This is a genomic window from Vibrio sp. 2096, from assembly GCF_033339595.1.
GTDB lineage: Bacteria > Pseudomonadota > Gammaproteobacteria > Enterobacterales > Vibrionaceae > Vibrio > Vibrio alginolyticus.
Window position 1 is genome coordinate 25,022 of the sequence record NZ_JAWOUX010000021.1, and the last position, 13,414, is coordinate 38,435.

The window sequence follows — 13,414 nt, forward strand, 5'->3', positions numbered from 1 at the left end:
ATATACACGCCTTACTTACATTGGAAAATACTAAATTACACTGATTTACGCTTTCGCAAAGCTCGAGTGCCAGTTCTTCCCTGCTTTTGTAAACAGAACGACCAACGCAGGTAATAGGACCCACATATGAATTGCAATCAAGGTTTGCGGATCCAGAGATAAGCGTTGCAGCGTACCCACCAACAAACCAGAGCCACTCATTTGGAACAATCCAAGCAGTGCAGCTGCCGTGCCCGCCTTATCACCAAACGGTTCTAACGCTTTCCCTGCCGCTGCACCCAGAATGAATGCAAAACCTACAGAAGACATGAAGATAGGTAGCATGAAAGAAAGCGCGGTATTCTGACCATTCATCACTAGCATGATCACACCTGCGAGGCCCAGAGTTGAGATCCCGGTGACCAAGGTGTTGTGAGTTCCAACGCGCTCCATAAACTTAGGCGCCAGCATACATGCCGCAATGTTTATCACCGCATTTACACCAAACCAGAAAGTGAATTCATTCATCGACAGCCCCATCCCCGTCATCAATACCGACGGTGCTGAGGTAACGTAAGCAAGAATAACCGCCATCGCCATCAAGCATAATGACGCATGGAAAACAAAAGATGGTGTGCTAAGCACTGCCCAATACCGACTAAGCTTAAACACGGCTTGCTTTTCTGTTGACGGGTTAGTCTCTTTCATCATGAAAAACATCAATGATCCAGACACCACAGCAAAACCAGCCATAAAGCTAAAGTTAGCACGCCAGTCAAATTGCTGAGTTAACCAGCTACCTAGAATTGGAGCTAAAGCCGGAATGAAACAAATCGCACCGTTAAGGTAGCTGATCATTTTGCCGCTTTTTTCCGGGCCAAAGATATCGCGAACTGTTGCAAAGGCTGCTACCGATGTCGCACACGCACCTAAGCCTTGTAGCAGTCGGGAAACCAACATCCACTCAATATTTTGAGCACTCCACGCCAATAAAGCGCTCATCGCGTAAATGGTGATACCGCCCAATGCAACAGTTCGACGTCCGAGTTTATCTGCTAGGGGACCTGCGAATAGCTGACCAACACCCATAGCAAATAAGAACCAAGTGATCGTGTCTTGTGCTAGCGCATTATCGACCTGAAAAGTGGAAGCAATAAGAGGTAAAGCAGGTAGATAAATATCAATCGCTAAAGGACTGAAAAGAACCAAAAGGGTCAATAACGCCATCTGTTTTTTACTATTAGAAAACTGGCTAGACACACAACACTCCGAATTGGATAAAGAACTTTGGGTAAAGCTTAATCATCTGATGATATGAATGGAAATGATGTATAATCATGAGCATTATTCCTCAGAGGAAATTCACTGTGAACGTCGAAAAACTGGCTCGTATCGATTTAAATCTATTGGTCTGCTTTAAAGTGCTGATTGAAGAGTTAAACGTTACTCGTGCGGCCCACCGATTGTGCTTAAGCCAATCCGCCGTAAGTAAATCACTGGCTAAACTGCGCATTCAATTTGATGACCCGCTTTTCACTCGAAACTCACATGGATTAACACCTACGCCGCGCGCATTGTTTCTTAAACCGAAACTGGATCTGTTGATAAATCAGTTAGAAGTGCTGACTCAACCCGAAGAGTTTTCTCCGCAAAGCAGCGAATACCGTTTTCAAATAGCAGCGGTAGAGAGTGTCTACCCTCTCATTCTACCCCATTTCTTACCGGCGATTTTTCAACAAGCACCTGGCGTGACAATTAGCACACACCCGTGGTCGGATAATACATTTAAAATGCTTCAACGCGGCGAACTGGATTTAGGCTTAACTGGAAAAGATATCGATATAAACGATGCCAAGCTGACTCTTCAACCACCCGATGACATTTGCGAGTTGGAAATTTATCGTGATTATCAAATGTGCATCATTCGCAAAAACCACCCTGCGTTAAAACAACCTTGGAATCTGGAAGCCTATCTCGCCCTACGCCATGTACAAGTACGTTGTGATGGCAACGACCGTTGGTTGCTAGATTACCGCCTTGCAGATATTGGCGCCGACCGCGATATTGCCGTTACTGTGCCCGACTTTAACAGTGCCGCAAGTTTATGTTCATACACCGACTTTATCTTTACTGCGCCAAGTCATTTTGTGCAACTTGCGGCCAAACAGCTTGATTTGGTCGTGCTGCCACTACCGTTAGAATTCCCACCTATGGCTTACACTTTATTCTGGCACCGAGACAGAGAAAACGACCCTGCATTAGGCTGGCTACGTACGATGATCACACAAAAAACCGATCACCTTAGATAAAAACACCGCGCTCAATTTGCGCTTAGCGGCTAAAATGAGTAGCTTAACTGTCGTAGTCCTTTTTGGCTCATCTATGGCCTAGTTGTACTCCGACTCTATTGAAGTGATTGCGAACCTCAATGGAATCGTAAACTGCATGAAGCAGATGGAAACAGCTCCCACACCTGAGCATGAAGGAGCGGTAATTTGAAGGAATAACACAGATGCACAACGATACCCAAAGCCGCGTGAATGCAATTCGCGAATGGCTAGCACAACATAATATTGATGCCCTACTTGTCCCTCATGAAGACGAGTACTTGGGTGAATACGTACCAGCGCACAACGAGCGTTTACATTGGCTAACTGGCTTTACTGGTTCTGCTGGTGCTGCGGTAATCACCATAGACAAAGCCGCTATCTTTGTTGATGGTCGCTACACAGTACAAGTAACAAAGCAGGTTCCTGCTGATCTATTCGAATACCGTCACTTGATTGAAGAGCCTGCACTAGATTGGATTAAAGACCATCTTGCAAATGGCGCGTCTGTGGCAATCGACCCTCGCATGCACAACTCGGCTTGGCTAGACATGGCACAAGCAAAACTTGCTGGCGCACTTGAGCTTAAGATTCTCGATAGCAACCCAATTGATGAACTGTGGCACGACCGCCCTGCTCCTGTGGTTTCTGATGTTCGCCTAATGGCAACAGAAGCAGTTGGTCAGTCAAGTGAAAGCAAACGCCAAGAAATCGCAGAGCTCGTGAAAAAAGCCGGTGCAGACAGCGCAGTGATCACAGCACTTGATTCTATCTGTTGGTTGCTCAACGTTCGTGGTCTAGATGTCTCACGTCTACCAGTTCTGCTTTCTCACGCGATTCTGCACTCAGACTCAAGCGTAGAATACTTCCTAGATCCTGCTCGCCTACCTGCTGAGTTTGACACTCATGTTGGTGCCGGCGTGACGGTTCATCACCCAGAAGCATTGCAAGCACGACTAGAAAACCTAACTGGCAAGAATGTACTGGTTGACCCTGCGACAAGTAACGCGTGGTTTAAGCTGGTGCTTCAAAACGCAGGCGCATCTGTGGTGAGTAAAGCTGATCCATGTCTAATGCCAAAAGCAGCAAAGAACGCAGTTGAAATCGCAGGCATGAAAGCATGTCATATCCGCGATGGCGTAGCGATGAGTAAGTTCCTATCTTGGTTAGATACTGAAGTCGCTGCTGGTAACCTGCATGATGAAGCGACACTGGCAGACAAACTGGAAGCGTTCCGTAGCGAAGACCCAACACTTATGGATCTTAGCTTTGATACCATTTCAGCGGCAGGTGGCAACGCGGCGATGTGTCACTACAACCACGAGAACCAACCTGAACCTGGCAAGCTAGAACTGAACACGCTTTACCTAGTGGATTCAGGCGGTCAGTACCTAGATGGCACGACAGACATCACGCGTACAATTGCGATCGGTCAGCCTTCACAAGAGATGATTAAACAATTCACTCTCGCACTAAAAGGTCACATCGGTGTTGCTCGTGCACGTTTCCCGAAAGGCACACGTGGTTACCAAATCGATACGCTAGCTCGTCAGCACCTATGGGCGGAAGGCTACGATTACGATCACGGTACTGGTCACGGTGTTGGTCACTTCCTAAGTGTTCATGAAGGTCCAGCGAGCATTTCGAAGAAGCAAATCGACGTGCCTCTAACAGAAGGCATGGTGCTATCCAACGAGCCAGGTTACTACCGTGCAGATGCGTTTGGTATCCGTATTGAGAACCTAGAGCTTGTTGTTGAAACCCCAACTAACGGTGACTTCCCTGTTCTGTCATTTGAGTCGCTAACGCGCTGTCCAATCGACAAGCGCAATATCAACGTTGATATGCTAACTCGTCCAGAACTTGCTTGGCTGAATGATTACCATCAGAAAGTATGGGATGAGATCAGCCCACTTGTTGAAGGTGATGTGAAAGAGTGGCTTCGTCAAGCAACGCTACCAGTAGCACACAGCTAGAAGCTAGAAGCTAGAAGCTAGAAGCTAGAAGCTAGAAGCTAGAAAAAAGTAGAGGGTTGATGTTTTGCATCAACCCTCTTTTCTTTACTTATGTTTCACGTGAAACATAACGATGACCAGTGGCTTTATTTGCTGATTAACCAGAATACGCCGAGTGCCAATCTCGCCATACAGGATCAAAGCCTTTGGCTCGAATCATATCTTCCACAGAACCAGCACTTCGCTCATCACTGATCTCAAACTGCTCGAGTTCAACATCATCCATCGCATAACCGCCCGGCTGAGTTTTAGATGCAGCAGACATACTGGTGATACCTAACGGTAATGCATTGTCTCTGAACTTTGGTGATTCACGAGTCGATAATGACAACTCCACTTCTGGATTCAACAAACGATAAGCGCAAATCAGCTGAACAAGTTGCTTATCCGTCATGACTGATTTGGGTTGTAGCGCGCCCTCACAAGGACGTAAACGTGGGAAAGAAATTGAGTAACGAGTCTGCCAATACGTGCGCTCAAGATAGTCCAAGTGCGCTGCCACATAAAAGCAGTCGGTACGCCACTCTTCCAACCCTATCAATGCGCCAATACCGATCTTATCGATGCCCGCTTTTGCAAGACGATCGGGTGTATCCAATCGGTATTCGAAATCCATCTTATTGCCACGCAAATGGTGCTCGGCGTAAGTCGAAGGATGATACGTTTCTTGATAGACCATCACCGCATCTAAACCCAATGTCTTGAGCTCAGCGTATTCGTCTTGATCAAGTGGCTGCACTTCCATCGCCAAATAGTTAAAGCGCTTCTTAATCATCGGCACCATTTCGCGGAAGTATTTCATGCCCACTTTGGTTTCGTGTTCGCCAGTCACCAGCAATACGCTATCGAACTTCATACGTTTAATGGCTTCAACTTCTGCAGCCACCTCGTCCCTATTCAAAGTACGACGCTTGATTCTATTCTCCATCGAGAAGCCACAATAAGTACAAGCATTGGCACACAAGTTAGAGAGGTATAATGGAATGTAAAGCGACATGGTATTACCAAAGCGCTTACGAGTTGCCGAATATGACAGCTGCGCCATTTGCTCTAAGTACGCTTCAGCCGCTGGTGAAATTAGCGCTTTAAAGTCTTCCAAATCACGCTTGGGTTTATTCAATGCTCGCTCGACATCTTGTGCCGTTTTCGCGTAGATCGACATTGAAATGTCATCCCAATTCAGCTGCTTAAATTGTTCAACGAAGCTCATGTTTTCCTCGCTTATTAGCTAAATCAATCTAGGGCTAAAGCTCATCTAGGAATGACGTCAGTGGACTCGACGCAACCGCATGAGAAACCTTACCAGCAAGTCCGGCTTCATAAGCCATACGCCCCGACTCTACCGCCAACTTAAATGCCTTCGCCATCGCAACAGGATCGCTCGAAGCTGCAATCGCAGTATTAACGAGAACGGCATCCGCGCCCATTTCCATCGCACGCGCGGCATGTGAAGGAGCACCAATACCCGCATCAACAATGACAGGAACATTGGCTTGGTCGATGATGATCTCTAGGAAATCGTGAGAAACTATCCCTTTGTTGGAACCAATCGGCGCACCTAATGGCATGACCGCAGCACAGCCTACTTCTTCCAATCGTTTACACAGAACCGGGTCAGCATGACAGTAAGGAAGGACAATGAAGCCTTCACGAACCAGCTGTTCAGCGGCTGCAAGTGTCTCAATTGGATCGGGCATTAAGTACTTCGGGTCTGGATGAATTTCCAGTTTTAGCCAGTTAGTACCCAACGCTTCTCGCGCCAGTTGTGCAGCAAACACAGCATCTTTAGCATTTTTTGCACCTGAGGTGTTCGGCAATAAGTTCACACCCGCTTGTACTAACGGCAACAAAATATCGTCTTGTTGATCGTTCACATCCACACGCTTCAACGCCATAGTCGCAAGTTGAGAACCCGATACTTGAATCGCTTCTGCCATTAATCGGCTGTTGGCAAACTTCCCTGTTCCCGTAAACAGTCTTGATTCGAATTGTTTATCACCAATTTTAAGCATCGACTTTAACCCCCTGCGATCGCTTGAAACAAAGAGATGCTATCTCCCTGTGAAAGAACTGTGCTAGCCCACTCACTGCGCGGCACAACATTGTTATTAATTGCAAAAACACAGCCAATTTCAGGCAGCGCAAATTGACTAATGATTTGCTGTAGATTCGACTCACTGGCAACTTGATGTGACTGGTCATTGATGACAATAGTGATCACATCTAAGTCAGCAGCGGTCATTTGTGTTGTTTGTTGTTCTGATAACGTCATTGCTTCCAACTCTCTTAATTCTGCCTATTACTCGTAAGCTAAATCTGAGCACACACTTGGCACTGTTTGTCTTTGCTTATCGCCATGGTTTGCCATTGCAGTTTCAACCCATCAAACAGATGCAACTTGGCAGTCTCGACATGAAACTTTCCCGTCGCCAGTTTTTGAATTGCCGCTATCGCTTGGTAGTTGCCAAGTGTGCCCACCACCGGACCGACGACACCACTCTCACTGCACTTTTGCGTTTGCGGTAATTCGTCGAACGGATACAAACAGCGGTAACAGGCTGTACTCTCTGCTTCTTGTTCAATCTGCGTTTGATAATCAAAGACAGCGAATTGCCCTTGCCAACCAATTGCCGCCGCCGAGATGAGCGGCGTATTTTGCTCGAAACAAACTTGGTTAATGAGCTGACGCGTTGGCATGTTATCGGTGCAGTCGAGCACCACATCCGCTAGTATCACCTCAAGCTGAAGCTGTGCTTTGTCTAATCGCTTATTGAGGGCACGAATTTGAACCATAGAATTAAGGTCAGTCAGTTGCTTTACAGTCGCTTTTGTTTTCGCAACTTGTAGGTCTTGTTCACGATAAATGATCTGACGTTGTAGGTTACTGCTATCAACTTCATCGTCATCGACCACTACCAATTTACCAACACCCGCTGATGCCAAGTACAAACTCGCTGCGCTCCCTAACCCACCACAACCGATGATCAGCACATGCGATTTGCTCAAACGCTTTTGCCCAATTTCGGCAATTTCAGGCAGAGCGACTTGGCGCTGATAGCGAAGGAACTGCTTATCCGTGAGCATGCTCGCCTCTCTTGGTATCCGCCAACTCACTATTCTGATCAGTGAACGTTAGCTGTCTTTCCTTCATCAGTTGTGCGAAGAACTCGATGACCGATTGAGGTGATTCTGCCAACGTAATAGCACGCACTACTGCTAAGCTAGAAACACCTGTTTGCCAAACTTGGTCAGCATTAGATTGGTCAATGCCACCAATCGCGACCGTCGGAAAGCCAAGCACATAGTCACTACCTGCTTTGTCTTTTGCGGGACGGAAAACCAACTCTGTGTTTCCGTAAGGAATGCTATCAATCAGCTTTTGATAAAGAGACAAGCGCACCAAACCTTGTGGTTTCGATGGCATCTGTTTTGTGGTGGTTGGGAAAATATGCCCTAGCGCGATGTAGCTAGGATGAATTTGTACGATGCGCAGTAGTTCATAATAACCATGAGTAGAAAGACCAAGACGAATACCGGCTTTAGTTAGCTGAGCCAAATTCGATTCTTCTATGTCTTCTTGTCCTAGGTGAACGCCATAAGCGCCATGCTTGATTGCCAACTGCCAATAGTCATTGATGAACACTTGTGCTTGATACTGACGACCTAGCTCAATTGCTCGAATGATCTGTCGTTCTAAATCGGCTTGTTGTGGGTTCTTGATTCGCAGTTGAATAGTGTTGATGCCTAGTGGCAATAGACGTTCAATCCAAGCAACATCATCAACGACTGGATAGAGCCCTAAACTTTGCTTAGTCAGAGTTGGAAAGCTAACGCTATCGCCTTGTGCAGACCAACCAACTTGAATACCTAGTCGGTTATCTTCCAGTACAGGTGTGGGGAAATCATTAAATTGGTCAGCCCACTGAGTAGATCTTCCCTCGTCAAGATTGTCATTCAACAGTGTTTCACGTGAAACATTCGCTTGTTGAGTTAACATTCCTCGAGCAAGTGTTAACGCATCTTCGATAGGAAAATCGAGTACTGTCAGCGTTACTATCCAAGCAAGGTGATATTTGGGAGCGAACATTGCGTTGAATTTGGACTTAACGGAAAGCGCTCTCACTTCGTTGTTAATTGGGTGACGCCAGATATCAAGCTGAAGCACTTTCTCCTTTTCATCGGATACCTGAGTATCAGCAATACCAATATAAATCGCTTTCGACGGTTGCTTAGCACACGCTTCTACCGACAAAGCAGAACGGTAATAGAGCACAAATGAACTCTCATGCTCAGAGTCATAATCATCAATGAGATCAGTCGTTATGTGTGTGGTCTGTTGGCCGCGAACAAGCTGAATAGATTGAGTTGGGCTCACACCCAACTCAATGTCTTCGATGCTAAAACCCTGTTCTTTCGCCAACAACAAACATTGCTGAACTAAACCTGTCAGTTCAATCAACGATGACGGAATAAGGATTTTGCTCATTAGTCACTTACCTCGGCATGTGCTGCTGGGTGGTATAGCTCGGAACCTGACTCTCTAAATTCTTGCGATTTCTGACGCATCCCTTCAAGAGGATCATCTAGCATTTTAATCGAGATAGCTTGGTCCGCAGCAACTTGCTCAGTGTCTTTCGCGTACTCTCGTACCTCTTGCGAAATCTTCATCGAGCAGAACTTTGGTCCGCACATCGAACAGAAGTGAGCAACTTTGCCGGACTCTTGAGGTAAGGTTTCATCATGGAAAGCGCGCGCGGTATCTGGGTCGAGTGACAAGTTGAATTGATCTTCCCAGCGGAACTCGAAGCGAGCTTTAGAAAGCGCATTATCACGAACTTGAGCACCTGGGTGCCCTTTCGCTAAATCAGCGGCGTGCGCAGCAAGCTTATAAGTGATCATGCCTACTTTCACATCTTCTTTGTTTGGTAAGCCAAGATGCTCTTTAGGAGTGACGTAGCAAAGCATCGCACAGCCATACCAACCAATCATGGCAGCGCCGATGCCTGAAGTAATATGGTCGTAACCAGGAGCGACGTCTGTCGTCAGTGGGCCAAGGGTATAGAAAGGAGCTTCATGGCAGTGCTCCAGCTGCTCTTCCATGTTCTCTTTGATCATATGCATTGGAACATGGCCAGGACCTTCGATAATTACTTGTACGTCGTATTCCCAAGCAATCTTGGTTAACTCACCAAGGGTACGAAGCTCTGCAAATTGCGCTTCGTCGTTAGCATCGGCCACCGAGCCAGGACGCAGACCATCACCGAGAGAAAGTGCCACATCATACTTAGCACAGATTTCACAGATCTCTCGGAAGTGGGTATATAAGAAGCTTTCTTGGTGATGCGCTAAACACCATTTCGCGATGATAGAACCACCACGAGAGACGATACCAGTAACGCGTTTTGCAGTCATTGGCACATAACGAAGTAGTAAACCGGCATGGATAGTAAAGTAGTCAACGCCCTGCTCTGCTTGCTCAATCAGGGTATCGCGCATCACTTCCCAGTTAAGGTTTTCAGCAACACCATTCACTTTCTCAAGCGCTTGGTACATTGGCACGGTACCGATCGGAACCGGACTGTTACGTAGAATCCACTCGCGAGTTTCGTGGATGTTACGTCCAGTAGAGAGATCCATAACGGTATCGCCACCCCAGCGCGTTGCCCATACTAACTTTTCTACTTCTTCCTCAATCGAAGAAGTGACCGATGAGTTACCGATGTTGGCGTTCACTTTGACCAAAAAGTTACGTCCAATGATCATTGGTTCGGATTCTGGGTGGTTAATATTGGAAGGGATAATAGCGCGACCTTCGGCGACTTCTTTACGCACGAATTCGGCGGTAATATCTTTTGGTAGGTTCGCTCCGAAGCTTTGACCCGGATGCTGTTGATTCAGCACTTCATCGCGATACTTGGCACGCCCCATGTTTTCACGCAGCGCGATGTATTCCATTTCTGGGGTAATAATACCTTTGCGAGCATAGTGCAATTGGGTCACACAATGGCCATCTTTGGCACGTCGAATACGTGGTAGATTACCGTAACGAAGATCGTCTAGTGTTTCGTCTTCTAAGCGTTCTTTGGTGTACACCGAGCTTACTTCATCAAGTAGCTCAGTATCGGCACGCTCTTCAATCCACCCTTCTCTCAGCTTAGGTAAGCCGTTATAGAGGTCTATGGTGTGCTCTGGATCTGTGTATACACCCGACGTATCGTAAACGCGTACTGGCTCATTAGGTTCGAATATAGGCGCTTCTTTTGTGCCTCCAATAAGGCTATCAGCGAGTGATATCTCACGCATTGGCACACGAATATCTGGACGTGAGCCTTCAACGTAGACTTTGCTTGAATTGGGGTACGGTTGTACCGAGAGTGTATCAATGAACTGTTTTGCTTCCAGTCTCGCTTGTTTGCGACTCGACATAGCATTTTTCCTTGCTTTGTTATACTAGATAAAAAGTAATTGGATAAAAATGCTTGGCGGATAGATGCGACAAGAGGAGTCAAATTAAGGCTAGTTAAAGCTTACGATATTTGCCTGTAACAACATTCGACTTTTGATAGGTCAACCAGAAAGAACTCCGGTGTGAATATCTTCTCTTGTTCCCTTCGCAGATTCTAATCTGATCAGGTTCAACGGATCCCGAATTAACGGTCTCAGCCTTATGGCACTCCGACAAGTGATGTCAGTATATAAAAACGGCTTGGTGAAACCAAGCCGACCTGTTCAATTTTTAACTACTTTGCTAGCTGCGCATCAATAATAGAAAGCCTATCCACGCAGCTGAAATACTTAACACGACATTCAACAATACGTTCAACCCCATCTTAAAGAAAGCGCCCTGCTGCATAAGCAACACATTATCCATCGAGAAGGTGGAAAACGTCGTTAGTGCCCCTAAAAAACCCAAGCCAATCACTTGTCGCCAAGGTTCCGTTGCCAAAAGTTCATTATCGAAAGCTGCTATCAATAAGCCCATCATAAATGAGCCAACAACGTTAACGGTTAACGTACCATATGGAAAACCACGCCCCAATAAAATGACACAAAGTTCAGAAATTAAGTAACGAGAACATGCACCAAATGCACCACCCAATGCAATAAAACCCAAAACGGATAGTTGTCCCATAATTCCCCCAGAAAAGTTAATGGCGACATTGTAATCAAATTTACGGCAATAGTGATTATACAATCTTAGAATTCAGCCAAGTACAGCGCTTAAAACTTATCAAGATTTAAAAAGTTACAGGAGTCACTTTACTTCAATATAACCCATCAACCCCGTCTTCATGTGTTCGATCACATGACAATGGTACATCCAACGTCCAGGGTTATCTGCAACAAATGCCGCTTTCGCACTGCCGTTTTTTCCAAGCAAGACCGTATCGGTATGAAACGGTTCGTCGAGTTTTTTTCCATCTAACTCAAGAACCGTAAATGTGTGTCCATGAAGGTGAATAGGATGATGATATTGGGTGACGTTCTTTAGGTTGAAGATATAGGTTTTTCCCATCTCCAATGTTGAAAGGGGCGGCGGAATATTATCTTTGCTCATTCCCTCCCAAGCCCGTTTGTTCATCAGCCAGAATTTAGGTATCGCTTTGCCCGATTTATCAGCAGGAGTGATCGCGCCCTCCCACTCAAACACATAATCGATTTGCTCTGCATTTTTCAAATCGAGAGCTGGCACAGGGTTGAGAGGTAATAAAGGCAGTTTCTGGTTGTTCGGCAGGTCAGACTCAACAACGTCAAACTCGCACAAAGGGAATGGGAAGCGTCCTTTCATTTGACGCACATAAACACGTTTTCCAACCTTCGGAGCAATCAATCCGATATCTAACCTCATTCCTGGACCAATTTTGTGCTGAGTGAGCTTATAAGGCGTTTTAACAGGATTACCATCTATAGCAATAACCCAAGCCTCTGCCCCTTCTATAGCGATCGGGTAAGTAATGGTGTTATCGACATTAGCAATTCTTAATCGCGTGGTAGCATTCTGCTTCAGCGTATAAACAGGTTCATGCACACCATTGACGCTACTCCACTCTCCGGGAGTCCCCATACGAGCGCTCAAGCGCGGTACCATAAGGTTCTTCCACTGACCTTGTTTGTCTAAATGCCAATGCTTTAGAACTATTTCCTGTTCTTCATCAAATAGAACAGGCTCAGCCTCTTCAACGATAATTAGCCCAACTAAGCCCATACCAAGCTGCTTCACACTATTCATATGTGGGTGATACCAAAATGTGCCCGCATCTGGTGGTGTAAATTCATAAACGAATGTTTCACCCGGCATGATAGGCAACTGGCTTAAGAAAGGTACACCATCCATTTCAATAGGGATTCGCAAGCCATGCCAGTGGATTGTAGTCGGCTCTGAAAGCTTGTTAGTAAACCGAATTATAACTCTCTCGCCTTGGCGACAACGAATCGTAGGCGCTGGAATCGAACCATTAAATGCGAGTACGTCTGTGTTAAACCCAGGGACCAATTCTGCAGTAGAAGGCTCTGCAGTGATATCGTATATATATTGCCCCTGCTTATTAGTGCTCCTAGATAGAGAACATGCAGGTAGAACGGTAAGCGCGGAGATTGCTAAGGATGATTGAAGAAAGCGTCGACGAGATATATCCATACATAGTTACTCATTAATCCAGATCGGTTGAGTGTAACTAAATATAAATAGTGATTCCCCTTTATTATTAAAATTTCGGGCCACTGATCATTACAGCTAACTGTAGTTTCGTTCGTTCAGTAGATTAAATGCTGCCAAAGTACAGCAGAAAGCCATACTTACGGGATAAGAGTAGAAATAAGCTGTAATAATGAGAAGAAACCAGATACAAAAAAGGCTCTGACCTAAGTCAGAGCCTGATATGTGGCAGGGGTGGAGAGATTCGAACTCCCAACACGCGGATTTGGAATCCGCTGCTCTGCCAATTGGAGCTACACCCCTATAGAATTTTCATATTCTAGATTTGACAAAACCTCGCATAAGCGAGGTTGTCGATATTAAGTGGCGGAGTGGACGGGACTCGAACCCGCGACCCCCGGCGTGACAGGCCGGTATTCTAACCAACTGAACTACCA

General features: G+C 46.0%; 11 protein-coding genes, 1 tRNA gene and 1 riboswitch. Of the genes, 2 read left to right on the top strand and 10 right to left on the bottom strand.

Annotation, left to right across the window (positions count from 1 at the left end; all coding sequences use genetic code 11):
- Positions 1–45 precede the first annotated feature (45 nt).
- The gene (locus R7Q41_RS22595; RefSeq protein ID WP_005382927.1) at positions 46–1,239 is read right to left on the bottom strand and encodes a multidrug effflux MFS transporter; all 1,194 of its coding nucleotides are present in this window, start codon (positions 1,237–1,239) and stop codon (positions 46–48) included.
- Positions 1,240–1,346: 107 nt separating this feature from the next.
- Here R7Q41_RS22595 and R7Q41_RS22600 point away from each other — a divergent pair, with 107 nt between their 5' ends.
- Together R7Q41_RS22600 and R7Q41_RS22605 are read left to right on the top strand one after the other, a co-directional pair.
- Positions 1,347–2,288: a LysR family transcriptional regulator gene (locus tag R7Q41_RS22600; RefSeq protein ID WP_005378791.1), complete on the top strand. Its 942-nt coding sequence runs from the start codon at positions 1,347–1,349 to the stop codon at positions 2,286–2,288.
- A gap of 203 nt (positions 2,289–2,491) precedes the next feature.
- Positions 2,492–4,282, top strand: coding sequence for an aminopeptidase P family protein (locus R7Q41_RS22605; protein WP_318144670.1), 1,791 nt, complete (start codon positions 2,492–2,494; stop codon positions 4,280–4,282).
- Positions 4,283–4,418: 136 nt separating this feature from the next.
- On the opposite strand, the gene thiH is transcribed toward R7Q41_RS22605, so the two are convergent.
- The 9 genes from thiH to R7Q41_RS22650 all read right to left on the bottom strand — a co-directional run bounded on the left by thiH (position 4,419) and on the right by R7Q41_RS22650 (position 13,280).
- On the bottom strand, positions 4,419–5,531 hold the full coding sequence (gene thiH / locus R7Q41_RS22610; protein ID WP_039988745.1) for a 2-iminoacetate synthase ThiH: 1,113 nt from the start codon (positions 5,529–5,531) through the stop codon (positions 4,419–4,421).
- A gap of 34 nt (positions 5,532–5,565) precedes the next feature.
- Positions 5,566–6,333, bottom strand: coding sequence for a thiazole synthase (locus R7Q41_RS22615; protein WP_065274963.1), 768 nt, complete (start codon positions 6,331–6,333; stop codon positions 5,566–5,568).
- 5 nt (positions 6,334–6,338) lie between these two features.
- Entirely contained in the window at positions 6,339–6,593 is a 255-nt protein-coding gene (gene thiS, locus R7Q41_RS22620) for a sulfur carrier protein ThiS (RefSeq protein ID WP_065274964.1), read from the bottom strand.
- Between the two features lie 38 nt (positions 6,594–6,631).
- Positions 6,632–7,405 (bottom strand): HesA/MoeB/ThiF family protein, encoded by a 774-nt coding sequence (locus tag R7Q41_RS22625; protein WP_065274965.1) that lies wholly within the window; start codon positions 7,403–7,405, stop codon positions 6,632–6,634.
- Complete coding sequence (locus R7Q41_RS22630; protein WP_318144671.1) at positions 7,392–8,807, bottom strand: thiamine phosphate synthase; 1,416 nt, start codon at positions 8,805–8,807, stop codon at positions 7,392–7,394. The genes R7Q41_RS22625 and R7Q41_RS22630 overlap by 14 nt, the downstream gene beginning before the upstream one ends.
- Positions 8,807–10,747: a phosphomethylpyrimidine synthase ThiC gene (gene thiC, locus R7Q41_RS22635; RefSeq protein WP_053306506.1), complete on the bottom strand. Its 1,941-nt coding sequence runs from the start codon at positions 10,745–10,747 to the stop codon at positions 8,807–8,809. The genes R7Q41_RS22630 and thiC overlap by 1 nt, the downstream gene beginning before the upstream one ends.
- A gap of 163 nt (positions 10,748–10,910) precedes the next feature.
- Positions 10,911–11,009: riboswitch (TPP riboswitch) on the bottom strand.
- Positions 11,010–11,069: 60 nt separating this feature from the next.
- On the bottom strand, positions 11,070–11,453 hold the full coding sequence (crcB, locus tag R7Q41_RS22640; protein ID WP_318077111.1) for a fluoride efflux transporter CrcB: 384 nt from the start codon (positions 11,451–11,453) through the stop codon (positions 11,070–11,072).
- A 123-nt stretch (positions 11,454–11,576) separates the two neighbouring features.
- Positions 11,577–12,959 carry a multicopper oxidase family protein gene (locus tag R7Q41_RS22645; RefSeq protein WP_318144672.1) on the bottom strand — a complete coding sequence of 461 codons (1,383 nt, stop codon included), beginning with the start codon at positions 12,957–12,959 and terminating at the stop codon, positions 11,577–11,579.
- Between the two features lie 244 nt (positions 12,960–13,203).
- A tRNA-Trp gene (locus R7Q41_RS22650) sits at positions 13,204–13,280 on the bottom strand.
- Between the last annotated feature and the right edge of the window lie 134 nt (positions 13,281–13,414).